General features: G+C 56.6%; 19 protein-coding genes. 6 read left to right on the plus strand and 13 right to left on the minus strand.

What is annotated here, in order from left to right; all coding sequences use genetic code 11:
• Positions 1–131: 131 nt before the first annotated feature.
• Positions 132–857 carry a tRNA (cytosine(32)/uridine(32)-2'-O)-methyltransferase TrmJ gene (gene trmJ, locus ACQG1K_RS16305; RefSeq protein WP_015572157.1) on the minus strand — a complete coding sequence of 242 codons (726 nt, stop codon included), beginning with the start codon at positions 855–857 and terminating at the stop codon, positions 132–134.
• 132 nt (positions 858–989) lie between these two features.
• On the opposite strand from trmJ, the gene suhB reads away from it, so the two are divergent.
• Both suhB and ACQG1K_RS16315 read left to right on the plus strand, forming a co-directional pair.
• Positions 990–1793 (plus strand): inositol-1-monophosphatase, encoded by an 804-nt coding sequence (suhB, locus tag ACQG1K_RS16310; RefSeq protein ID WP_022649020.1) that lies wholly within the window; start codon positions 990–992, stop codon positions 1791–1793.
• A 110-nt stretch (positions 1794–1903) separates the two neighbouring features.
• Positions 1904–3061: a DDE-type integrase/transposase/recombinase gene (locus ACQG1K_RS16315; RefSeq protein WP_023305267.1), complete on the plus strand. Its 1158-nt coding sequence runs from the start codon at positions 1904–1906 to the stop codon at positions 3059–3061.
• Between the two features lie 90 nt (positions 3062–3151).
• On the opposite strand, the gene ACQG1K_RS16320 is transcribed toward ACQG1K_RS16315, so the two are convergent.
• Together ACQG1K_RS16320 and ACQG1K_RS16325 are read right to left on the minus strand one after the other, a co-directional pair.
• Positions 3152–4132: a nickel/cobalt transporter gene (locus tag ACQG1K_RS16320; protein WP_165716256.1), complete on the minus strand. Its 981-nt coding sequence runs from the start codon at positions 4130–4132 to the stop codon at positions 3152–3154.
• Complete coding sequence (locus tag ACQG1K_RS16325) at positions 4123–4761, minus strand: DUF1007 family protein (RefSeq protein WP_126291925.1); 639 nt, start codon at positions 4759–4761, stop codon at positions 4123–4125. The genes ACQG1K_RS16320 and ACQG1K_RS16325 overlap by 10 nt, the downstream gene beginning before the upstream one ends.
• Before the next feature lie 125 nt (positions 4762–4886).
• Between ACQG1K_RS16325 and csiE the strand changes: the two genes are divergently transcribed.
• Positions 4887–6164, plus strand: coding sequence for a stationary phase inducible protein CsiE (gene csiE, locus ACQG1K_RS16330; protein WP_199159961.1), 1278 nt, complete (start codon positions 4887–4889; stop codon positions 6162–6164).
• Here the strand turns inward: csiE and ACQG1K_RS16335 are convergent, their stop codons facing one another.
• Positions 6165–7304, minus strand: coding sequence for a 3-phenylpropionate MFS transporter (locus ACQG1K_RS16335; protein ID WP_063853376.1), 1140 nt, complete (start codon positions 7302–7304; stop codon positions 6165–6167).
• Between the two features lie 172 nt (positions 7305–7476).
• On the opposite strand from ACQG1K_RS16335, the gene ACQG1K_RS16340 reads away from it, so the two are divergent.
• On the plus strand, positions 7477–7899 hold the full coding sequence (locus ACQG1K_RS16340) for a DoxX family protein (protein ID WP_038416512.1): 423 nt from the start codon (positions 7477–7479) through the stop codon (positions 7897–7899).
• 53 nt (positions 7900–7952) lie between these two features.
• Here the strand turns inward: ACQG1K_RS16340 and glyA are convergent, their stop codons facing one another.
• Positions 7953–9206 (minus strand): serine hydroxymethyltransferase, encoded by a 1254-nt coding sequence (gene glyA / locus ACQG1K_RS16345; RefSeq protein ID WP_003860678.1) that lies wholly within the window; start codon positions 9204–9206, stop codon positions 7953–7955.
• A 304-nt stretch (positions 9207–9510) separates the two neighbouring features.
• On the opposite strand from glyA, the gene hmpA reads away from it, so the two are divergent.
• Positions 9511–10701: an NO-inducible flavohemoprotein gene (hmpA, locus tag ACQG1K_RS16350; RefSeq protein WP_032623756.1), complete on the plus strand. Its 1191-nt coding sequence runs from the start codon at positions 9511–9513 to the stop codon at positions 10699–10701.
• Between the two features lie 80 nt (positions 10702–10781).
• Here hmpA and glnB read toward each other — a convergent pair whose 3' ends face one another.
• The 5 genes from glnB to purL all read right to left on the minus strand — a co-directional run bounded on the left by glnB (position 10782) and on the right by purL (position 19137).
• Positions 10782–11120, minus strand: a complete 339-nt coding sequence (gene glnB / locus ACQG1K_RS16355) for a nitrogen regulatory protein P-II (RefSeq protein WP_003860685.1) — start codon at positions 11118–11120, stop codon at positions 10782–10784.
• An 80-nt stretch (positions 11121–11200) separates the two neighbouring features.
• Complete coding sequence (gene glrR, locus ACQG1K_RS16360; protein ID WP_015572150.1) at positions 11201–12538, minus strand: two-component system response regulator GlrR; 1338 nt, start codon at positions 12536–12538, stop codon at positions 11201–11203.
• Positions 12535–13287 carry a two-component system QseEF-associated lipoprotein QseG gene (gene qseG / locus ACQG1K_RS16365; RefSeq protein ID WP_023300725.1) on the minus strand — a complete coding sequence of 251 codons (753 nt, stop codon included), beginning with the start codon at positions 13285–13287 and terminating at the stop codon, positions 12535–12537. Before qseG ends, glrR begins: the two co-directional genes overlap by 4 nt.
• Entirely contained in the window at positions 13284–14717 is a 1434-nt protein-coding gene (gene qseE, locus ACQG1K_RS16370) for a two component system sensor histidine kinase QseE/GlrK (RefSeq protein ID WP_032622390.1), read from the minus strand. The genes qseG and qseE overlap by 4 nt, the downstream gene beginning before the upstream one ends.
• A gap of 532 nt (positions 14718–15249) precedes the next feature.
• A complete protein-coding gene (purL, locus tag ACQG1K_RS16375; protein ID WP_048966847.1) occupies positions 15250–19137 on the minus strand; it encodes a phosphoribosylformylglycinamidine synthase in 3888 nt (1295 codons plus the stop codon).
• Between the two features lie 268 nt (positions 19138–19405).
• Between purL and mltF the strand changes: the two genes are divergently transcribed.
• Entirely contained in the window at positions 19406–20956 is a 1551-nt protein-coding gene (mltF, locus tag ACQG1K_RS16380; protein WP_367076478.1) for a membrane-bound lytic murein transglycosylase MltF, read from the plus strand.
• Here mltF and tadA read toward each other — a convergent pair.
• The 3 genes from tadA to ACQG1K_RS16395 are packed head-to-tail and all read right to left on the minus strand — an operon-like array spanning position 20844 to position 23411.
• Positions 20844–21383 (minus strand): tRNA adenosine(34) deaminase TadA, encoded by a 540-nt coding sequence (tadA, locus tag ACQG1K_RS16385; RefSeq protein ID WP_023300729.1) that lies wholly within the window; start codon positions 21381–21383, stop codon positions 20844–20846. The two genes, mltF and tadA, sit on opposite strands and share 113 nt — an antisense overlap.
• Before the next feature lie 24 nt (positions 21384–21407).
• On the minus strand, positions 21408–22043 hold the full coding sequence (yfhb, locus tag ACQG1K_RS16390) for a phosphatidylglycerophosphatase C (RefSeq protein ID WP_022649033.1): 636 nt from the start codon (positions 22041–22043) through the stop codon (positions 21408–21410).
• A 3-nt stretch (positions 22044–22046) separates the two neighbouring features.
• The gene (locus ACQG1K_RS16395; RefSeq protein WP_023306720.1) at positions 22047–23411 is read right to left on the minus strand and encodes a PTS transporter subunit EIIC; all 1365 of its coding nucleotides are present in this window, start codon (positions 23409–23411) and stop codon (positions 22047–22049) included.
• Positions 23412–23418 lie beyond the last annotated feature (7 nt).

Raw genomic sequence — 23418 nt, forward strand, 5'->3', positions numbered from 1 at the left:
ATTTACTTGACTGTTTTAGTCAGGTATTTAACCTTCTGTGCCGTATTTTTTGCCCGGCGGCGCTGCGCTTGCACGGGCCTACGGGCTTTGTAGGCCGGGTAAGCGAAGCGCCACCCGGCGAACACACGGCACTACTCTTTATTCTTCTGCTCAATCGACGCCAGGATCCCGCGCAGGATGTTCAGCTCCTGGCTTTCCGGGCGCGCCCGGGTGAACATACGGCGCAGCTTGTTCATCACCTGCCCTGGATGGCCTTCACGGATAAAGCCGGTAGAGAGCAGCGTCTGCTCCAGGTGGCCGTAGAAGCGCTCCAGATCGTCCACCAGCGGGTAGGCCGTCTCTTCTTTAGGTTCGACCGGTTTCTCCTGCGTCGCCAGCCATGCCATGCGTACTTCGTAGGCAATCACCTGCACCGCCATCGCCAGGTTCAGCGAGCTGTATTCCGGGTTTGCGGCAATCGCCACGTGGTAGTGACACTTCTGTAGTTCCTCGTTGGTCAGGCCAACGCGTTCACGACCAAACACCAGCGCAACCGGCGCCTGTTCCGCTTCTGAGATACTTTTCAGGCCGCATTCGCGCGGGTCCAGCATCGGCCAGGGCAGCGTACGGGAGCGCGCGCTGGTCCCCACCACCAGACTGCAACCGGCCAGGGCTTCGTCCAGGGTGTCCACAATCTGTGCATTCCCGATCACGTCGCTGGCGCCGGCCGCCAGCGCAATAGCCTGAGAGTCTGGTTTCACCAGCGGATTAACCAGCCACAGGTTCGTTAAGCCCATGGTTTTCATAGCGCGGGCCACAGAGCCCATGTTGCCGGTGTGCGATGTTTCGACCAGCACGATTCGAATGTTTTGCAGCATAATTTTTAGATGTCTGGATTCAGTGTCTGAAGAATATTCGGGCATATTATCATAAACGAGAGACATAATCCGATCCCGCTGCTATACTCTGCGCCGATTTTCCTGTTCTTTAACATCCAGTGAGAGAGACCGATGCATCCGATGCTGACCATCGCCGTGCGCGCAGCGCGCAAGGCGGGTAATGTAATTGCCAAACACTACGAAACCCCAGACTCCGTAGAAACCAGCCAGAAAGGCAGCAATGATTTCGTGACTAACGTCGATAAAGCCGCCGAAGCGATTATTATCGAAACGATCCGCAAATCTTACCCGCAGCACACCATCATCACCGAAGAAAGCGGTGAACATGAAGGTACCGATCAGGATGTTCAATGGGTTATCGATCCACTGGATGGCACCACCAACTTCGTTAAGCGCCTGCCACACTTCTCTGTGTCTATCGCAGTACGCATCAAAGGCCGTACTGAAGTCGCCGTTGTTTACGATCCAATGCGTAACGAACTGTTCACCGCGACCCGCGGTCAGGGCGCGCAGCTGAACGGCTACCGTCTGCGCTGCAGCAATGCACGCGATCTGGACGGCACGATTCTGGCGACCGGCTTCCCGTTCAAGGCGAAGCAGCACGCAACCACTTATATGAATATCCTCGGCAAACTGTTCACCGAATGCGCGGACTTCCGTCGCACCGGCTCTGCTGCACTGGATCTGGCCTACGTGGCGACCGGCCGCGTTGACGGTTACTTTGAGCTGTCACTGAAGCCGTGGGACTTCGCGGCGGGCGAGCTGATCGCACGTGAAGCTGGCGCGATTGTTTGTGACTTCACCGGCGGCCATAACTATATGTCTACCGGCAACATCGTTGCAGGTAACCCGCGCGTTGTTAAAGCCATGCTGGCAAACATGCGTGAAGAACTGAGCGATGCGCTGAAGCGTTAATCCAGTCTGTTAAGCCCGGTGGCGCCACGGTATGAACCGGAAACATGGGTAACACTTTAGACCGGATACATGGGTAACAGTTATAACTGGCATAGAAGAGGAGACTCGCTATGCCCTGGACTGAGACGCGACCTATGCAACGCCTTGATTTCATCCGTGCCTGCCATGCAGGTACGGATTCTTTTTCTGCCCTCTGCCGTCTCTTCGGCATCAGTCGAAAAACCGGTTACAAATGGCTTCAGCGTTTTGACCCCTCTGACCTGTCATCTCTCTCTGACCGGTCGCGTGCTCCGCACTCCCACTCCCGGACAGTTCCTGATGATATCGCCGGGCAGCTTACGGCCCTGAGGCAAAAACACCCTGACTGGGGCCCCAAAAAACTGCGGATGTGGCTGCTCAATCATCACGTCGATTTTACCGTCCCCGCTGCCAGTACTATCGGCGATATCCTCAAGCGTGAAGGCCTGGTTCCGGATAAAAAGCGAAAACGCAGAACCCCGGGCAATCGCCAGCCCCTGACCATCATCAGTGAGAACAATCAGGTCTGGAGCGCTGATTTTAAAGGCAAGTTCAGGCTGCTGAGCCGGAAATACTGTCATCCCTTCACCCTCACCGACAATCACAGCCGGTATCTTCTGAGCTGCCGGGGAGCAGACCGGGAGAGCGAGCCCTTCGTCAGGCAGTGCCTGACGGATGCGTTCCTGGAGTACGGTCTGCCGGAAGTCCTGAGAACGGATAATGGTCAGCCTTTCGCAGGAACAGGTATCGCCGGGTTAAGTCGCCTTGCAGTCTGGCTGATAAAGCTGGGCATCAGACCGGAACGCATCAGAAAGGGGCATCCGGAAGAAAACGGCCGTCATGAGCGAATGCATCGTTCGCTGAAAAGTGCAGTAAAACAGGGCAACATATTTATGACGATGGAAGAACAACAGCGGTGGTTCAGTGGCTACCGGGAAGAGTTTAACTACGAAAGGCCGCATGAAGCCCTGGCGGGTGCAACGCCCGGAACGGTATGGCAACCCTCAGGCCGGCACTGGGATGGCAGGGTTCCTGAATATGCTTATCCGGAAGGAGGTACGGTCTACAGGGTGAAATCAAGGGGGACACTCTATATGGGGAAAAAGGGGACGGTGTTCCTGAGTGAAGCGCTGACTGATGAGTACATCATGCTGGAAGAACAAGATGATGGCCTGGAGGCCATCATCTTTAATGGAATAACGCTTGCGTACTACGACCGAAAAACCCAGAGTGTGCTCCGGATAGACTGAAAAGTGTTACCTATGTTCCCGGTCTGATCTGTTACCTATGTATCCGGTCATACACCACGCTTACCGGGCCTACAAACCCCTCAGGTATGGCTAAAAAGGCCGCAACCCCCTTCCCACCGGCACCGCACTTATCCACATCGTGACCGCAGCCACCAGCAGAATCACCCCGCCCGCCAGCGCAAGCGTCGTCCAGCCAACCTGTCGCCACAATACCGGCGTTTTATTGCCGCTGAGTTTTACCGCCAGCTGACGGAAGCTGTGCACCAGCAAGGCTAACGAAGAGATAGTCAGAGATGTTCCCGCCGCCATCGCCAGCGCCGAGATCATGCCCCAGCCAAATACACCTATCACTTTGCTGAACAACAGCACCATGATTGCGCCCGAGCATGGACGCATCCCCATTGAGAGAACAATCATCAGGCGCGCACGCCAGTCGTCACCATTCTGTAATTGTTCCTGCGTCGGCAGATGCTGATGCCCGCACCCGCAGTTTTTATGGTGAACGTGATGCGGCGTAAAGATTTTGAATTTTGGTTTTTGCAGCAACGCGCGCAATTTTTTCAGCGCCCGCCAGCAGAGAATCAGCCCCAGTAAGCCTACCAGCGCGTAACTTCCCTTCTCCAGCCAGAAGCTGCTCATATGCAGCTGGCGGGCCGGGAGCTGTAGCAGCGAAAGGACGACCACGACCAGCGCAATTGCCACACCGCCCTGAAGTAACGAGGAAGCCAGCGTCAGGCCGATACTCGATTTCAGCTTCGACGGATGGGTGGCAAGCCAGGTCGTGATGACGATTTTGCCGTGCCCCGGCCCCAGGGCATGCAGCACGCCATAGATAAAGCTGAACGCCAGAAGAGAGCCGCCCGCTTTGGACGGATTTTCCGCCACGGCTTTCAGCAGCCCGCTCATCTGCTGATTAACTTCCCGCTGCCAGAGGATACTTTTCATCATCACCTGCGGCCATGCCTGCCACAGCCAGAGCGCGCCGCCAGACGCTAACAGCAAAAAGAGCGCCAGAGGCCAGAGGTGCAGCCAGCGACGCGGCTTACTGACGGGGGAGGAGATCACTGACATTGCAACGTCACCTCCTGCGCAAACTGTTTTCCTAATTCCATGTCTTCTGGAGGCGCATCTTCTTTATCAAGGGAAACGGCAAAGTTCAGCGTCTCTTCACTGGGCGTCGGCGTGTGCACGGCAATTTTGCAGCTTTTTTGCAATATTTCTGGCAACTGTACGTCGCTGTCCTGGGTGTAATGCATATCGACATAGTAGGTTGGGTCAAACGTAGAAAACCTGTACTTCTGCCCGGCCAGCGGCTGAGGGTGCGCCAGCGGAAGGATAAACGTCAGCACCGCCTGATGGCCGTCGCGGGTCATACCGTACTCCGTGGGACGGTTAAGAAATTTCACCTTTTGTCCGTTGTGCCAGAACTCGGTGAAGTAGTGCTGACCCAGCACGTTGGCCATGACTTCCGCCGCCAGCTTTTTCCAGATCTCGTCGCCGGGCTTTGCGTTTCCGGCATCGTACAGCAGGTCGGCGGAGGTGATTTCATCCATCGTCCAGCGCATCTTCAGGCCGCTAAGCTGTGTGCCGTCCGTTACCAGTTCGGTTTTCAGGCTGATAAAGCTGTGAGGATGTGCGCTGGCGGCGGAGGTGATAACCGCCAAAAATAACGCTGTCACGCTTTGTTTAACTGTTTGCATCAATTCCTCACGTCAAAAATTCTGTGATGTTCGCCAGCAATCCTGAATGAAAGGCCTGCCGGCGCGCTTTTCAGCGCCCATCCTTTAGCTATTCTTATCAAACATTCACACTGGATACCCGACAGATGATGACGACGCTTGAAATTCCATCTGTGCTTTCCAGTTCGCAGCGCCGTTGCCAGGTGCTTTTGATGCTTTACCTGCCCGATGCTGCCGTCACCGCACAGAGCATAATCGCTGCCAACGGCGTGGACGACGTCCTGGCACGGCAAGATATAGCCGAGACGCGCGATGAAATCCAGCGCTATCATCGGCTTGATATCGTCACGCACCATGACGGTTGCTACCGTATTGAGGGCTCTGCCCTGAATCAGCGTTTGTGCCTGCTGCACTGGCTGCGCAGGGCGCTTCGGCTGTGTCCACATTTTGTCGCCCAACAGTTTACCCCTGCCTTAAAAACCGCGCTCAAACAGCACGGCATTGCCCGCCCGCTTTATGACGATGCGAACCTTCGGGCGCTTATCAACTTTTGCGCGCGCAAGCTTCAGCGCCAGTTTGAGTCCCGCGACGTAGAGTTTTTACAGCTTTATCTGCAATATTGTCTTATTCAGCATCATCTGGGCAATACGCCGGAGTTTTCACCCGTTCAGCGCAGCTGGACGCAATCGAGAGGGGAATACTTTACGGCGCAGGAAATTGTCCGTCACTGGAAACGGCGCGTCCCGCAGGGAACGCATAGTGATGAACAGCTGTTCCTGGCGCTGCTGTTTATGATGCTCCGCACACCCGACCCGGTACTGGATAAACACCAGCAGGATCAGCGCCTGCGTCGGGCCATCGTGCGTATGATTGCCCGTTTCCGGGCGCAAACCGGGATGAACTTCAGCGATGAGCAAGGGCTGACCGATCAGCTGTATATTCATCTGGCTCAGGCGCTGGACCGCTCCTTATTTGACATCGGCATCGACAACAGTCTGCCGGAAGAGATCCACCGTCTATACCCCCGGCTGCTGCGCACCACTAAAGAGGCGCTGTTTGAGCTGGAAGCCGAATTTGGCCTGCGATTCTCCGGTGAAGAGATGGCTCTGGTGGCGGTGATTTTTGGTGCCTGGCTGATGCAGGAAACCGATCTTCATGAAAAACAGGTGGTCCTGTTAACGGGGGAAGATAAAGCCTGCGAGGAGTTAATTGAGCAGCAGCTTCGCGAGCTAACGCTGCTGCCGCTCAATATTCGTTATCTTAGCCTGGAAGCGTTTAAGAAGGAGGGCGCCCCCCGCGAGGCGGCGCTGGTTATTACGCCTTATCCAACCGCCCTGCCGCTGTTCTCGCCGCCGCTCATTCATGCCGTTGAGACCCTGAACACGCAGCAGCAGGAACATATTCGCGTTATGCTCGAATCTTAGTTACGTGCGAGCAGCGACTTTAGGGCGGATGACGATGGCCGGTAAAGCGACCAGCGCCATCACCCAGAACACACCGTGGCCCAGGTGCTGATAGAGGAAACCGGCAAATACGGTCATCACCGCAATACTGCCGCCCATCGCCACCGCTGAATAGACTGCCTGAAGACGAATAACGTCCCCACCCTCTCGCGCCGCGATATAGCGCATTGCCGCCAAATGGCAGACGGTGAAGGTTCCGCAGTGCAGAATTTGCGCCACAATCAGCCACGGCAGATCCGTCGTCCAGCCCATGATGCCCCAGCGCGCTACGCCGCAAACGGCGGAAAGCAGCAGCAGGTCACGCGCCCCGAAACGACGGAACAGTTTTTGGCTCAGCGCGAAGATAATGACCTCCGCTACCACGCCGAGCGACCACAGGTAGCCTACCGCAGAAGCCGAGTAGCCCGCCCCCTGCCAGTAGATGGCGCTGAAGCCGTAATAGGCCGCATGCGCCCCCTGAAGCAGACAGACGCAGGCCAGGAAACGCCAGCTTTGCGCCACCAGCGAGCGCCAGGCGGGCCAGCCAGCGCTCTCCTGATGGCGGCTTTCGCCCTGCGGCATCACCGACGGACGCAGCAACATACCGAGCAGCATCGAGGCGATGCCGAGCGTTAACAGGGCCAGAATGGCGCGATAGTCATAGAGGCTGACCAGTTTCCCGACCAGCGCAGAGCCAATCACGAAGGCAATCGATCCCCACAGGCGCACGCGGCCATAGTCCATGGTGATCTGCTTTTGCCAGGTGTTCGCCAGGGCATCCGTCAGCGGCACCAGCGGGGAGAAGAACAGATTAAAGCCAACCATCACCACCATCAGCCAGGCAAACTGGTGGCTGACCCAGAAGCAGGCCGCAAAGACCAGCGTCAGGAGGGCCAGAATTCGCACCGCTTTAATCAACAGAGAGGGATCGCTGACGCGGGGTGCTATCAGCAGGCTACCCAGGAAACGTGCCACCAGCCCCGTGCCCAGCAGGATGCCGATGGTCTCAGGCGTCAGACCAATTCCCTTGAGCCAGACGCTCCAGAAAGGCAAAAAAATACCGTAACTAAAGAAATAGGTGAAATAGCTGAGCGCCAGCCAGCGCGTGGAATGCAAGACCATGAATCCCTCCCGAAATGGAGGCGATAGTCTGGCGTTAATCCCTGACTTTAGCAAGTCGTTAGCGCGCTATAAATTAACTAAAAATTAACATCATCACCAGCCGTACACCGTATGGCGAGAGCGGTAAAACTGTATTACGTTTATAAGACATCGCCTGAAGAGGTCGTTTGCCATGAACAGCTTACGTTATTTCGATTTCGGATCCTCTCGTTCTCTCCTGCTTTTAATTGCCCGCATTGCTATCGTGGTCCTGTTTATTATTTTCGGTTATCCCAAGCTGACGGGGTTTAGCGGCACCGTTCAGTACATGACGTCGCTCGGCGCCCCCATGCCCATGCTGGCCGCGATTATTGCGGTGGTAATGGAAATCCCCGCCGCGATTCTGATCGTTCTGGGCTTTTTCACCCGCCCCCTCGCGGTGATCTTTGTCTTCTATACGCTGGGAACGGCGGTGATTGGACACCACTACTGGGATATGACGGGCGATGCGGTCCTGCCAAATATGATTAACTTCTATAAAAATGTGAGTATCGCTGGCGCCTTTATTTTGCTGGCGATTACCGGGCCGGGGGCCATCTCCCTCGACCGACGTTAGCCCATAAAAAAAGGCCGCATGAGCGGCCTTTTTCAGTTCTGCAACGCAGAGAATTATGCGTACACCGGGAAGCGTGCGCAGATGTCCAGCACTTTACCTTTAACGCGCTCGATAACCGCGTCGTCATTGATGTTGTCCAGAACGTCACACATCCAGCCCGCCAGCTCTTTCACTTCCGCTTCTTTAAAGCCACGGCGAGTTACGGCCGGAGAACCGATACGGATACCGGAAGTCACGAACGGGCTCTTCGGATCGTTTGGCACGCTGTTTTTGTTCACGGTGATGTTGGCGCGGCCGAGGGCTGCGTCAGCTTCTTTACCGGTCAGGTTCTTATCGACCAAATCCAGCAGGAACAGGTGGTTTTCAGTCCCACCGGACACCACTTTGTAACCGCGGTTCAGGAACACTTCCACCATCGCTTTGGCGTTCTTAGCAACCTGCTGCTGATAAACCTTGAACTCTGGCTCCATCGCTTCTTTCAGCGCGACGGCTTTCGCGGCGATAACGTGCATCAGCGGGCCGCCCTGGGCGCTTGGGAACACGGCGGAGTTCAGCTTTTTGTACAGCTCTTCGTCACCGCCTTTCGCCAGGATCAGGCCACCGCGTGGACCCGCCAGGGTTTTGTGGGTGGTGGTGGTCACAACGTGCGCATGTGGAACCGGGTTCGGGTAAACGCCAGCGGCAATCAGACCGGCAACGTGCGCCATGTCGACGAACAGGTACGCGCCGATGCTGTCAGCGATTTCACGCATTTTTGCCCAGTCAACGATGCCGGAGTAAGCAGAGAAGCCACCGATGATCATCTTCGGCTTGTGCTCTTTGGCCTGCTTCGCCATGTCTTCGTAGTCAATTTTACCGGACTCATCAATACCGTAAGGGATGATGTTGTACAGTTTGCCAGAGAAGTTAACCGGAGAGCCGTGAGTCAGGTGGCCGCCCTGCGCCAGGTTCATACCCAGAACGGTATCGCCCGGCTGCAACAGCGCGGTGTAAACAGCGAAGTTAGCCTGAGAGCCAGAGTGCGGCTGGACGTTCGCGTAGTCAGCGCCAAAGAGTTCTTTCGCACGGTCAATCGCCAGTTGCTCAACGATATCAACGTATTCGCAACCGCCGTAGTAGCGCTTGCCCGGGTAACCTTCAGCATATTTGTTGGTCAGCTGAGAACCCTGCGCCTGCATCACGCGCGGGCTGGTGTAGTTTTCGGAGGCGATCAGTTCGATGTGCTCTTCCTGACGTACTTTTTCCTGCTCCATAGCCTGCCACAGTTCGGCATCATAATCGGCAATGTTCATTTCACGCTTTAACATCCGCATCTCCTGACTCAGCTAACAAGTAAATTTTTGGCCTGAAAAGGCAGTCCTGTTGGACGACGGGCAACAGTATAACTGAATAGTTCTGCGATAACAGGTCTTGACAAACGATTTTACGCAAACGTTTACCTCCACGCCACGCAAGGGTTTGAGCAATAAAGCTCTCGCCATTTTCAACGGATTTCTTTTCAGCTTTGTGATGCATATTTTTCACGATGCAAAGAACCATTTACATTGCAGGGGTATTTTTATAAGATGCATATAAAATACATCATTAAAGTAACATCAGAAGGAGGCTGCTATGCTCGACGCCCAAACCATCGCTACCGTGAAGGCCACAATCCCCCTGCTGGTTGAAACGGGTCCTAAACTGACCGCTCATTTCTACGATCGCATGTTCGCGCATAACCCGGAGCTCAAAGAGATTTTCAACATGAGCAACCAGCGTAACGGCGATCAGCGCGAAGCGCTGTTTAACGCTATTGCCGCCTATGCCAGCAACATCGAAAACCTGCCGGCTCTGCTGCCTGCGGTGGAAAAAATCGCGCAGAAGCACACCAGCTTCCAGATCAAACCTGAGCAGTACAACATCGTGGGCAGTCACCTGCTGGCAACCCTGGACGAAATGTTCAGCCCGGGCCAGGAAGTGCTGGATGCCTGGGGTAAGGCATACGGCGTGCTGGCAAACGTGTTCATCAACCGTGAAGCGCAGATCTACAGCGAAAACGCCAGCAAGAATGGCGGCTGGGAAGGCACGCGTGCTTTCCGCATCGTTGAGAAAACCCCGCGCAGCGCACTGATCACCAGCTTTGAGTTTGAGCCGGTGGACGGCCAGCCAGTTGCCGATTACCAGCCGGGGCAGTATCTGGGCGTCTGGCTGAAGCCTGAAGGCTTCCCGCACCAGGAGATTCGCCAGTACTCCCTGACCCGCAAGCCAGACGGCAAAGGCTATCGCATTGCGGTTAAACGTGAGGAAGGCGGTCAGGTATCCAGCTGGCTGCATAACGTCGCCAGCGTGGGTGATATCGTTCATCTGGCCGCGCCAGCGGGTGATTTCTTTATGGCGGTGGAATCGGGTACCCCGGTGACGCTGATTTCCGCAGGTGTTGGTCAAACGCCAATGCTGGCGATGCTGGATACGCTGGCAAAATCAAACCACAGCGCGCAGGTTAACTGGTTCCACGCGGCCGAAAACGGTGATGTGCACGCCTTTGCAGATGAAGTGAAAGCGCTCGGAGCGGGTCTGCCACACTTTACCGCGCATACCTGGTATCGTTTACCCACGGAAGCTGACCGCGCAGCGGCACGTTTTGACAGCGAAGGCCTGATGAATTTAGGGCAGCACGAAGGGGCGTTTAGCGCACCGGGGATGCAGTTCTACGTGTGTGGGCCGGTAGCGTTTATGCAGTATGCCGCGAAGCAGCTGGTAGACCTGGGCGTGAACAAAGACAACATTCATTACGAATGTTTCGGCCCGCATAAAGTGCTGTAATCGCCCGGCGGCGCTGCGCTTGCACGGACCTGCGAAGGGTTCTGTAGGCCGGGTAAGCGCAGCGCCACCCGGCAAGAATGTTAAATCGCCGCGTCGTCTTCTTCGCCGGTACGGATACGGATCACGCGCGCCACGTCAAAGACGAAGATTTTCCCGTCGCCAATTTTACCGGTCTGCGCCGTGCGGATGATGGTATCCACACAGGTATCGACGATATCATCGCTCACCACGATCTCGATTTTCACTTTCGGCAGAAAGTCCACCATGTACTCTGCGCCACGGTATAGCTCGGTGTGGCCCTTCTGACGACCAAAACCTTTCACTTCAGTTACGGTCATCCCGGTGATGCCTACTTCTGCCAGCGCTTCACGTACATCATCCAGTTTGAAAGGTTTAATAATCGCATCAATTTTTTTCATGGTGGGTCCTTAAACTCTTGCCAGTAAGCAGCCTCGTAATCGGTTGCTCACAGTATCATATTCAGGCGAATTTTGCGGTATTACTCTTTAAAATCGTTCGCTTCCAGCTCGTGGCGTGAGAGCAATTTATAGAACTCGGTACGGTTACGCCCGGCCATGCGCGCCGCGTGGGTCACGTTGCCTTTGGTGATTTGCAGCAGCTTGCGCAGATAGTTCAGCTCGAACTGATTTCGCGCTTCCGCAAACGTCGGTAAGGCCGTGTTTTCCCCCTCGAGCGCCTGCTCCACCAGCGCATCGCTGATCACCGGCGATGACGTCAGCGCCACGCACTGCTCAATCACGTTCACCAGCTGGCGTACGTTACCCGGCCAGCTTGCGGTCATCAGGCGTTTCATCGCATCGGTGGAGAACGCGCGCACAAACGGTTTGTGGCGGTCAGCGGCCTGGCGCAAAAGGTGATTTGCCAGCAGCGGGATATCTTCCGCACGCTCGGCCAGCGCCGGGATTTTCAGGTTGACGACATTCAGTCGATAGTAGAGATCTTCGCGGAACTCGTTGCGCGCCATCACCTTGGGTAAATCACGGTGGGTGGCGGAAATAATACGCACGTTGATATCGATATCGCGGTTGCTGCCGAGCGGACGTACTTTCCGCTCCTGCAACACGCGCAGCAATTTGACCTGCAGCGGCGCGGGCATATCGCCAATTTCATCAAGAAACAGCGTGCCGCCCTCAGCCGCCTGGAACAGCCCTTCACGGCTGCTCACCGCGCCGGTAAAGGCGCCGCGGGCATGGCCGAAGAGCTCTGATTCGAGCAGCTGTTCCGGCAACGCGCCACAGTTAATGGCAATAAAAGCATTTTTACTGCGCGGGCTGGCGTTGTGGATCGCCTGGGCGAGGATCTCTTTCCCGGTCCCGCTCTGGCCGTTGATCAGCACGCTAACGTCGGATTGCGCCACCATCCGCGCCTGTTCCAGCAGGCGCAGCATTACAGGGCTACGCGTCACGATGGATTCACGCCAGGCGTCGTCGCCGGATGGCGCCGCGTGCTCAAGGGCGCTGTCGATCGCTTTATAGAGGGCGTCTTTATCCACCGGTTTGGTGAGGAAGCTGAATACCCCCTGCTGCGTCGCGGCCACCGCATCAGGAATAGATCCGTGAGCGGTGAGGATAATCACCGGCATCCCGGGCTGCTGCTTCTGGATCTCCGTGAACAGTTGCAGGCCATCCATTTCATCCATGCGCAAATCGCTGATCACCAGATCGATTTTCTCACGGCTGAGCACTTTCAGCCCCTCCTGCCCGCTTTCAGCGGTGACCACGCTGTAGCCTTCGCTGACCAGACGCATCCCCAGCAGCTTTAACAGCCCGGGATCGTCATCCACCAGTAACAGATGGGCAGGTTTACGGCTTGTCATGGCTTCACATCCTCTTGTTTCGGCATCTCACTGTCTGGCGTCGTGGCAGAGTTGCCTTTCGACCCATCGGGCAGATAGCTGCCTGCCGGCTTACGCGTCGAGAGCTGTCTTTCGATATCGGTCAGATTTTCGAGCTTGCGGGTGGTGGTTTCCAGCTGCTCGCGCAGCGACTCCTGCTGCTGGCGAAGCGCATCAAGCTCGCTGTCGCTTGACTGCTGCAATTTGCTGTAGCGGAAACGCTCTTCAGACAGCTGTAATTGCAGGGTTTGTCCGTCCCGCCAGAGCTGATAGACCGGGCGCACCTGCGGGGGAATATTGATCACGTAAGTATCCAGCCGCGTCACGTTGGCGCGGCGTTCGACAGGCGTGATTCTGGCATCCGCCATCACGATCCCGCGTTTAAACGCGTCCTGCCAGGTATCGTCCACCAGCATCGCCGCCTGGGCACGGGCCTCAGCGGGCGCCAGCCGCTGGGCGCAGTCTATTCCGCGCAGCCAGAACAGCGGATTGGATTCAACATCACGCCCCGACAGGCTCCAGATATCATCGCAACGTGTCGAAAGGAAATCAGCCAGCTGTTTTTGCGGCCATTTATCTTCCTGTTTGTGGCTAATTGCACTTTTCGGTGCATGGGTTACACAGCCTGCCAGCAGTAAGCAGGGCAGGCTGAGGCGCACATTTTTGCTGGAAAACACCGCGCGCAGTGCGCGGTAAAAGACGTGTGACATACTCACCAGGTTGTTATTCATTTCATTGATTTTTCCGGCTCAAGAGGCAGTTCGATACGAAAACAGACATCGGCGCGTTCATCACTCACGATGTTAAGCTCACCCTGCATGCGTCGTATGCAGTCGCGGGCAATACTCAGCCCCAGACCACTTCCTTTTACCGCACCTTTTCGCTGATGACTCCCCTGGAAGAAGGGTTCAAAGATCATCGTTTTTTCATCATCCGGAATCGGGCTTCCGGTATTCGCTACGTCAATAAATACCCGCGAACCGTTGTTATTGCTTCTGATATAAATGGTACCGGATTCAGTACCATAGTGCACCGCATTGGAATAAAGATTATCCAGTACGCTCATTAACAGCATCGGTTCTGCAAGACAGGCTGGCGCGTTGAGTTCCACCTGGGTATGCATCATTTTAGCTCTTGCTGGCAGGCTATGGGCGGAGATCACCATGTCCACCAGCGGTTCAATCTCAACGCTTTCAAGCACCACTGCACCATCCGCCAGCTTGCGGTTATAATCCAGCAGTTGTTCAATAAGCTTTTGTAAATTGCGGCTGCTGGCATCCAGAATCGCCACGATCTCTTTTTGCTCAGGGGTTAACGGCCCCGCCACTTCGTCGGCCAGCAGTTCCGTACCTTCACGCATGCTGGCCAGCGGCGTTTTGAGTTCGTGTGAGATATGGCGCAGGAACTGGTGGCGCTGCGATTCCAGCCACGCCAGGCGCTCTGAAAGCCAGATGATGCGTTGACCGACCGAGCGCAGCTCGCGCGGGCCTTTAAAAACGACCGTATCCCCGAGAGATTTACCCTCCCCCAGGCGGTTAATCATCCGCTGGATCCCCTTCACGGGGCCGATGATCATGCGGGTAAAGAGCAGCACCAGCCCCAGGCTGACGAGGAACAGCACCAGCGCCTGCCAGCCGAAGAACTGGCCGCGCTCGGCAATCTCCTGCTGGAGCTGCTGACCACGGGAAAAGATAACCGTACGGGTGGACTGAACCATCTCCGTATTGGCGTTCGCGAAGGCTTCAAGTCGGGCGGCGGCGGCGGCATCAGGACCGCTGTTTTTGCACTGGAGCTGCGCCAGATCGTTCAGATCCTGACGCAGCGCCTGATAGAGTTTGTCATCTGGCAGCACCCCGGCGTGGGCGTCCAGCATTTCGCTGTAGCGTTTACGCTGGTTCTGATAGACCCTCTCCAGCGTGCGATCGTCCAGCACGCAGTACTGGCGATAGCTACGCTCCATCTCAAGCGCGGCGTTGGTCATCGCCTCGCTACGGCGAGCATCAATAAGCGTGGTGCGGTTAGTCAGGGCCGCCTGTGCACTTAACGCGTTCAGGCTTTGCCAGGCCTGCCAGGCCAGAACCAGCAAAGGTAGCAGGATCAGCAGGAAGGCCATCATAACGAGCTGTCGCAGGGAGCGAGGGAAAGCGGGCCAGCGTTTCAACACATTACTCTCTTCATCCGGGTTTGAGGAGAGCGTAACTGAGTCTGCCCTTCAGATACAACAAAGCCGGGTAAAAACCCGGCTTTGTCATGGAATAAGGCGGTGCCTAACTCGACGTTTCGCCCTGGCCTGATAAAGCATTGCAATAATCAGTAGTTGGACGGCAGGCACCTTTTTGTGCGTCATTCGAAGTTTATGTAGCACGTCCCGAAGGGGCTGACATAAGAAGGTGAATGAGCCACTGGTTACTATTATGCAACACGCGTGCCAGATTACAAAAATTAATGCTATCCTTATGATTAGTAATATTTTTATTATCAAAACGTATTGATTGTTACGTGAATGATTTCCAGGCTAAGTGTCGCTATTAAGCAACACCTTAACGGGAACCTGTCCTGCCGCATATAAATCAACAGGTTAAATGTCTCCTTTTGGAGACACTCAGACCAGAGAGTTGTCGCGATTTTGCGACAGAGACAAAAAAGCCCGGTGGCGCTCGCGCTTACCGGGCCTACAGTCAGGGCGTAGAAACTTAACCTAGTTGTTTACGTGCGTTGCGGAAAATGCGCATCCACGGGCTGTCCTCGCCCCAGTTTTCCGGATGCCAGGAGTTGCTCACGGTACGGAAGACACGCTCCGGGTGCGGCATCATAATCGTCACCCGACCGCTTTCGCTGGTGACCGCGGTAATGCCATTTGCCGAACCGTTCGGGTTAGCCGGATAGGTTTCGGTGACCTTGCCAAAGTTATCAACAAAGCGCAGCGCCACCAGTCCTTTGCTTTCAAGCTGAGCCAGGTGCGCCGCATCACGGACTTCAACCTGACCTTCACCGTGCGAAACCGCGATTGGCATCTGCGAACCGACCATCCCCTGCAACAGCAGGGACGGGCTTTGGGTTACTTCTACCAGGCTGAAGCGCGCTTCAAAGCGGTCAGACTGGTTACGCACAAAGCGCGGCCAGGCTTCGCTGCCCGGGATCAGCTCGCGCAGGTTAGACATCATCTGGCAGCCGTTACACACCCCCAGCGCCAGCGTCTGCGGACGGTGGAAGAAGGTTTCAAACTCGTCACGTACGCGGCTGTTGAACAGGATGGACTTCGCCCAGCCTTCGCCCGCGCCCAGCACGTCACCGTAGGAGAACCCCCCGCAGGCTACCAGTGCCTGGAAATCATCCAGCCCGGTACGCCCTGCCAGCAGGTCGCTCATGTGGACGTCGATGGCGTCAAAGCCCGCCCGGTGGAAGGCCGCTGCCATCTCAACGTGGGAGTTAACGCCCTGTTCGCGCAGCACGGCCACTTTCGGACGCGCACCGGTCGCAATGTACGGCGCGGCAATGTCTTCGTTGATGTCGAAGGTGAGCTTCACGTTCAGGCCAGGATCGTTGTCGTTCGCCTTCGCGTTATGCTCCTGATCGGCACATTCCGGGTTGTCACGCAGGCGCTGCATCTGCCAGGTGGTTTCCGCCCACCACATACGCAACGTGGTGCGGCTTTCGCTGAACACCGGGTGGCCGTCGGCTTCAATCACGAAACGGTCGCCCTGCACCGCTTTACCGAGATAGTGCACGCAGTCTGCCAGACCGTGCTGCGCCAGAATCGCTTCCACCGCGTCGCGATCTGCGGCGCGTACCTGAATGACCGCGCCAAGCTCTTCGTTAAACAGCGCCGCCAGGCGGTCTTCGCCAAGCGTTGCAATGTTTGCTTCAACGCCGCAGTGGCCGGTGAAGGCCATCTCTGCCAGCGTCACCAGCAGGCCGCCATCGGAACGATCGTGGTAGGCAAGCAGCTTACGCTGCGCCACCAGCGCCTGAATTGCGTCGTAGAAGCCTTTCAACTGTGCGACGTCCCGCACGTCGGCTGGCTTTTCGCCGAGCTGGCGATAAACCTGTGCCAGCGCGGTGGCACCCAGCGCGTTATGGCCTTTGCCGAGGTCAATCAGCAGCAGGGCGTTATCTTCAGTGGAAAGCTGCGGCGTAACGGTATGACGCACGTCTTCCACGCGCGCAAACGCGGTGATCACCAGCGACAGAGGCGAAGTCATCTCGCGCTGCTCGCTGCCTTCCTGCCAGCGGGTTTTCATCGACATGGAGTCTTTACCCACCGGAATGGTCAGGCCGAGCGCAGGACACAGCTCTTCACCCACCGCTTTTACCGCTTCGTACAGGCCCGCGTCTTCGCCAGGGTGACCGGCAGCGGCCATCCAGTTCGCGGAAAGTTTGATGCGTTTGATGTCGCCAATCTGCGTCGCGGCGATATTGGTCAGCGCTTCACCGACCGCCAGACGGGCAGAAGCGGCGAAGTCCAGCAGAGCCACCGGGGTGCGTTCACCCAGCGCCATCGCTTCGCCGTAGTAGCTGTCGAGGCTCGCGGTGGTCACGGCGCAGTTAGCGACCGGGATCTGCCACGGGCCGACCATCTGATCGCGTGACACCATACCGGTCACGGTACGGTCGCCGATGGTGACCAGGAAGGTTTTCTCCGCCACCGCAGGCAGGTGCAGCACGCGGTTAACCGCTTCCGCCACAATAATGCCCTGACGATCCAGCGCTTTACCCGCCGCTTTGCGGGTTGTAACGTCGCGGGTCATCTTCGGCGTTTTGCCGAGAAGCACGTCGAGCGGCAGATCGATCGGCTGGTTGTCGAAATGGGTATCACTGAGAGTCAGGTGCTGCTCTTCGGTAGCTTCACCGATGACGGCATACGGCGCGCGCTCGCGGCGGCACAGCTCGTCAAACAGCGGCAGCTGATCGGCAGCAACCGCCAGCACGTAGCGCTCCTGGGATTCGTTACACCAGATTTCCAGCGGGCTCATGCCTGGCTCATCGCTCAGGATATCGCGCAGGTTGAAGCGCCCGCCGCGACCGCCGTCGCTCACCAGTTCCGGCATGGCGTTAGAGAGTCCACCCGCGCCCACGTCGTGGATGAACAGAATCGGGTTGGCATCGCCGAGCTGCCAGCAGCGGTCGATCACTTCCTGACAGCGGCGCTCCATTTCCGGGTTGTCGCGCTGCACGGACGCGAAGTCGAGATCCGCATCAGACTGGCCGGAAGCCATAGACGAGGCTGCACCACCGCCCAGACCAATGTTCATTGCCGGGCCGCCGAGCACGATCAGCTTCGCGCCCACGACGATCTCACCTTTTTGCACGTGATCGGCGCGAATGTTGCCGATCCCGCCCGCCAGCATGATGGGTTTGTGGTAGCCGCGCAGCTCTTCGCCGTTGTGGCTGTCCACTTTCTCTTCGTAGGTACGGAAGTAACCGTTCAGCGCCGGACGACCAAATTCATTGTTGAACGCCGCGCCGCCCAGCGGGCCTTCGGTCATGATATCCAGCGCGGTCACAATGCGCTCTGGCTTGCCGAAATCTTCTTCCCACGGCTGTTCAAAGCCCGGGATACGCAGGTTGGAAACGGAGAAACCAACCAGACCCGCTTTTGGTTTCGCGCCGCGACCGGTCGCACCTTCGTCACGGATTTCACCGCCGGAGCCGGTCGCCGCACCTGGCCACGGAGAGATGGCCGTCGGGTGGTTGTGGGTTTCCACTTTCATCAGGATATGCGCAGGCTCCTGGTGGAAGTCATAGCGCCCTGCTTCGCGGTCGGCGAAGAAGCGGCCCACCTCGGAACCTTCCATCACCGCGGCGTTGTCTTTATAGGCAGACAGCACGTGGTCAGGGGTTTGCTCCATGGTGTTTTTGATCATTTTGAACAGCGACTTCGGCTGCTGTTCGCCGTCGATAATCCAGTCGGCGTTGAAAATTTTGTGGCGGCAGTGCTCGGAGTTGGCCTGCGCGAACATATACAGTTCGATGTCGTTCGGGTTGCGATTCAGCTTAACGAATGCATCCTGAAGGTAGTCGATTTCATCTTCTGCGAGCGCCAGACCAAGACGCAGGTTTGCGTCGATCAGCGCCTGACGCCCCTGCCCCAGCAGATCCACGCTCTGTACCGGCGCAGGCTGATGGTGGGAGAACAGTTTCTGCGCATCATCCAGAGAGTCAAACACGCTCTCCATCATGCGGTCGTGCAGCTCCGCTGTCACGGCCTGCCACTGCGCGTCGCTCAGGGTTGACGCTTCCACATAGTACGCCACGCCGCGCTCCAGACGGTTAATCTGGCTCAGGCCGCAGTTGTGAGCGATGTCGGTGGCTTTGGAAGACCAGGGGGAGATGGTGCCAGGACGTGGCGTGGCGAGGATTAATTTGCCGGTCGGCGTATGGCTGCTCAGGCTTGGGCCATATTTAAGCAGACGTTCCAGCTGTACGCGCTCCTCTGCATTCAGGGGGGCATTCAGGTCAGCAAAATGGACATACTCAGCGTAAATATTGCTTACCGGAAGGTCGGCCGCCTGAAAACGTGCCAGCAGTTTATTAATACGGAAGGCAGACAGTGCAGGCGAACCACGCAGAATTTCCATCATAAGTCTCTCGTCTTCGAAGCGCCGGGGCGCTTACAGTGTGCGCAAGGGGGGGAAAACGGGCGTCATTATAGAGAATCCTGAGCGCCGACGAAACCGTTTGCGTCGAAATAAAATCATCCTTTTTGTTTAACAATAGATGTGACCTGTCTCTCTAATTGGTTGCCAACTGGCGCTACTTTGCGCAAAATGCCGCTCAATCAATGGCAAACTCTACTCTTAACATGACTACAGCACACTGAGGCAACCGGCGTCGCAGAGAATTAACTAATTGAAAAAATTAAAGATTAATTATCTGCTCATCGGCATTGTTACGTTGCTGCTGGCAGTGGCCCTCTGGCCGTCTATCCCCTGGTTCGGCAAAGCCGAAAACCGTATCGCCGCCATTCAGGAGTGGGGGGAGTTGCGCGTCAGTACCCTCTCCTCTCCGCTTATATACGACGATATCAACGGTAAAACCATTGGTCTTGATTACGAACTGGCACAGCTGTTTGCGGACTATCTGGGCGTGAAGCTGAAAGTCACCGTGCGGCAGAACATCAACCAGCTGTTTGATGATTTAGACCATGACCGTGCCGATATTCTCGCCGCAGGTCTGGTGTACAACAGCGAACGCAGCAAAAATTATCAGCCGGGCCCGACCTATTACTCTGTGTCGCAGCAGGTGGTTTATCGTGTGGGTAGCTTGCGCCCGCGCTCACTGGCCGACATTACCGACCAGCAATTGACCATTGCGCCGGGCCATGTGGTGATTGACGATCTGCGGGCGTTGAAAGAGAAAAAATACCCGAACCTCAGCTGGACGGTCGATCCTAAACTCGGCACTACCGAATTGCTGGAGCAGGTAAAAGATAAAAAGCTGGCCTATACCATTGCTGATTCGGTGGCGATCAGCCTTTTCCAGCGCGTTCATCCTGAAATCGCCGTGGCGCTGGATGTGACCGATGAACAGCCGGTAACCTGGTTTACCCAGTTAGACGACGATCAAACCGTCTCTGCGGCTATGCTCGATTTCTTTAATTCCATCAATGAAGACGGCACCCTGGCGCGTCTGGAAGAGAAATATCTCGGTCACGGTGACGATTTTGATTACGTTGACACCCGCTCCTTCCTGCGCGCGGTGGATAGCGTGCTGCCGGACCTGCAACCGCTGTTCGAGAAGTACGCTCAGGAGATTGACTGGAAGTTACTGGCGGCAATTTCCTACCAGGAATCGCACTGGGATGCTCAGGCCACCTCCCCCACGGGCGTGCGCGGGTTGATGATGCTGACCAAAAATACCGCGCAGAGCCTCGGCATTAGCGATCGAACCGATGCGGAACAGAGCATCAGCGGCGGCGCGCAATATTTACAGGATATGATGGCGAAAGTGCCGGAGACGGTCCCTGAAGGGGAGCGGATCTGGTTTGCGCTGGCCGCCTATAACATGGGTTATGCCCATATGCTCGACGCGCGGACGCTGACGGCAAAAACCAAAGGTAACCCGGACAGCTGGTCAGATGTAAAACAGCGCCTGCCGCTGCTTAGCCAGAAACAGTGGTACCAGAAGCTGACGTACGGCTATGCGCGCGGGCATGAAGCGTATGCCTACGTGGAAAATATTCGTAAGTATCAGATAAGCCTGGTGGGATATCTGCTGGAGAAAGAAAAAGAGGCGGCCGAGGCGCAACAGCTGGCTGAAAGCTATCCGGTGGTCGCACCGGACGAGCTTAATCACCCTGCGGTTTCAATTCTGCCTTTTGTTGCTTTTTCTGCAGCCGACGCATTCGAAAAAAGTCACTTAACAGACCCGAACATTCTGGTGCAAGTACCCCACCGATAGTTTTCACCTGGTGGTTCATCCCCGGATGCCCAAGCACGTCCATCAGTGAACCAGCAGCGCCCGTTTTTTCATCCCGCGCGCCAAACACCAGCGTACCGATTCGGCTATGCACCATCGCCCCGGAGCACATCACGCACGGTTCAAGGGTGACGTACAGGGTGGTATCAAGCAGACGATAGTTTTGCAGCACCAGTCCGCCCTGACGCAGCGCCATAATTTCAGCATGCGCGGTAGGATCGTGACGGCCAATCGGACGGTTCCACCCTTCACCAATTACCTGATTGTTATGGACCAGCACCGCGCCCACGGGAACTTCGCCCTCTTCCCACGCGCGCTGAGCCAGCGCCAGCGCGTGGCGCATCCAGTATTCATGATTGTGTTCAGGGTTGGACAAGGGCTGATACTCCAGTCGAAAAGCGGGCGGCATTATACACAGCCGGTACAGATAAGACTATTCGAGTTGCTGAAGTTCGCCCAGAGGCGTGACGCGCCAGCGGTGCTGGCAAAAATAGAGAAGCGGGTTGTCCTGCTTGCTGTCGCTGTAGCCGCTGTACAGACGCAGCGGCGTACCGATGCGTTTCTCCAGCTGCACCACTTTTTCATGTCCGAGGCAGCGCAGGGTAAGCACCCAGCCGCCGTAGCCGCGCGCGATCTGCGTGGCGATAAGGTTTACGCGCGGCAGCCAGGGCGTATCATAATAGACCTGCTCTACCAGCGTCTGCGGGGAGCCGGTAATCAGCCAGATATCGGCATCGTTGGCGTCGAGATAGCTGGTCAGGCGCGCCTGGACCACGGGAAACGCGGCGACGTGCCCGCGAAACCAGTGGGCAAAATCCTGTTCAAGCTGCTTAAGACGCGCTTCGCTATGACCAAACGTGCATCCCCAGAGCAGCAGGCTCATCGGCCAGCGCGCTGAACGGCCTTTCACCAGTAGCGCGATGCCAATAACGGGTAAAAGGGGCAATACCAGCAACGCGTTAAGGGGCTGGCGCCGCAGCAGATAGCGCATAAAGGTGCCGAACATATCCTGCTGATGCAGCGTTCCATCCAGATCAAAAAAGACAACGCGACGCTCGTGATTTGCCAAACCTTACTCCTCTGGGTCGTTGAATCCTAATAGCCAGGTAAACAGGAACCCGGCGATCACCGCTACCAGATAGCCTAACAGATAGAGCATCACTTTTCCGGTCACGATGGTTAATGCCAGCGGTAAACCGGAAATCCCGAAGGTGATAACGGTCGCCACTTTCCAGTAGCTAATCAACGCCCCGCCCACCGCGCCACCGAGACAGGCGGCCAGGAACGGCTTGCCCAGCGGCAGCGTAACGCCGAAAATCAGCGGCTCGCCGATACCGAGCAACCCGACCGGCAACGCCCCTTTAATGACCTTTTTCAGACGTGCGTTGCGGGTTTTCATCAGCACCGCGATGGCCGCGCCGACCTGCCCAACGCCCGCCATCGACAGGATCGGCAGCAGGGCGTTATAGCCGTGCGCCTGTACCAGTTCGACGTGAATCGGCACTAGCCCCTGATGCAAACCGGTCAGCACTAACGGCAGGAAGGTTCCGGACAGCACAGCCCCCACCAATAACCCACCGCGATCGATAGCCAGAGACGCGCCGTGGGCGATGGCTTCAGAGATTGCGCCGCCTAACGGTTGCAGCGCCACAATCGCCACGCTCCCGGTAATCAATGTGGTCAGCAGCGGGTTGAGGATCAGCTCAATCGAGCCTGGCAGCACCGCGCGCAGCTTTTTCTCGATCCAGCACATCAGAATGACCACCAGCAGCACGGCAATCACCCCGCCGCGGCCAGGCTGAAGCGCCTCGCCAAACAGCGTAATCTGCGCCAGCTGCGGGCTGGAGAGGATACCCGCCATAACGCCGCCCATCGCCAGCGAGCCGCCAAACACTTTGGCCGTGTTCACCCCCACCAGAATGTTCATGATGGCAAACACCGCGCTGCCGAAAATCGCCAGAATACCCAGCAGGTTCGGATACTGCGTGGCAAAATCCCCGACAATATCCGGACGCTTAAGAATATTGATAATCCCGGTGATCAGCCCCGACGCGATAAACGCCGGGATCAGCGGAATAAAGACGTTAGCCAGTTGGCGCAGCGCATCGCTCATAGGGGCTTTGTATTTGGCTTTCGCCTGCGCTTTGGTGCGTTCCGCATCGTCAAAGGCGGGAGCCGTTTCACCGCCCGTCATCAGGGCGCGCATGGCATCTACCACCTGCGCCGCTTTGCCCGGACCGACAATCAACTGGTGCTGTTGCCCCTGCTTAACGTACCCGCTCACGCCGGGAAGCTGCTTAAGGCGCGTCAAATCAAGCTGTTCGTCGTTATGCACCTCGACGCGAACACGCGTCATACAGTTCTCAAGACGCTGAATATTTTTTTCCCCACCGATCCCGAGCAGGATGTCGCTGGCGAGCGCTGCTGTTTTGTCCATACACGCC

It is taken from the genome of Enterobacter cloacae complex sp. 402C9 (assembly GCF_050030745.1).
GTDB classification, from domain to species: domain Bacteria; phylum Pseudomonadota; class Gammaproteobacteria; order Enterobacterales; family Enterobacteriaceae; genus Enterobacter; species Enterobacter intestinihominis.

Coding starts and splice junctions, on each gene's coding strand:
- trmJ (WP_015572157.1), bottom strand. CDS start 857: ATGCTGCAAAACATTCGAATCGTGCTGGTCGAAACATCGCACACCGGC.
- suhB (WP_022649020.1), top strand. CDS start 990: ATGCATCCGATGCTGACCATCGCCGTGCGCGCAGCGCGCAAGGCGGGT.
- ACQG1K_RS16315 (WP_023305267.1), top strand. CDS start 1,904: ATGCCCTGGACTGAGACGCGACCTATGCAACGCCTTGATTTCATCCGT.
- ACQG1K_RS16320 (WP_165716256.1), bottom strand. CDS start 4,132: ATGTCAGTGATCTCCTCCCCCGTCAGTAAGCCGCGTCGCTGGCTGCAC.
- ACQG1K_RS16325 (WP_126291925.1), bottom strand. CDS start 4,761: ATGCAAACAGTTAAACAAAGCGTGACAGCGTTATTTTTGGCGGTTATC.
- csiE (WP_199159961.1), top strand. CDS start 4,887: ATGATGACGACGCTTGAAATTCCATCTGTGCTTTCCAGTTCGCAGCGC.
- ACQG1K_RS16335 (WP_063853376.1), bottom strand. CDS start 7,304: ATGGTCTTGCATTCCACGCGCTGGCTGGCGCTCAGCTATTTCACCTAT.
- ACQG1K_RS16340 (WP_038416512.1), top strand. CDS start 7,477: ATGAACAGCTTACGTTATTTCGATTTCGGATCCTCTCGTTCTCTCCTG.
- glyA (WP_003860678.1), bottom strand. CDS start 9,206: ATGTTAAAGCGTGAAATGAACATTGCCGATTATGATGCCGAACTGTGG.
- hmpA (WP_032623756.1), top strand. CDS start 9,511: ATGCTCGACGCCCAAACCATCGCTACCGTGAAGGCCACAATCCCCCTG.
- glnB (WP_003860685.1), bottom strand. CDS start 11,120: ATGAAAAAAATTGATGCGATTATTAAACCTTTCAAACTGGATGATGTA.
- glrR (WP_015572150.1), bottom strand. CDS start 12,538: ATGACAAGCCGTAAACCTGCCCATCTGTTACTGGTGGATGACGATCCC.
- qseG (WP_023300725.1), bottom strand. CDS start 13,287: ATGAATAACAACCTGGTGAGTATGTCACACGTCTTTTACCGCGCACTG.
- purL (WP_048966847.1), bottom strand. CDS start 19,137: ATGATGGAAATTCTGCGTGGTTCGCCTGCACTGTCTGCCTTCCGTATT.
- tadA (WP_023300729.1), bottom strand. CDS start 21,383: ATGCCGCCCGCTTTTCGACTGGAGTATCAGCCCTTGTCCAACCCTGAA.
- ACQG1K_RS16395 (WP_023306720.1), bottom strand. CDS start 23,411: ATGGACAAAACAGCAGCGCTCGCCAGCGACATCCTGCTCGGGATCGGT.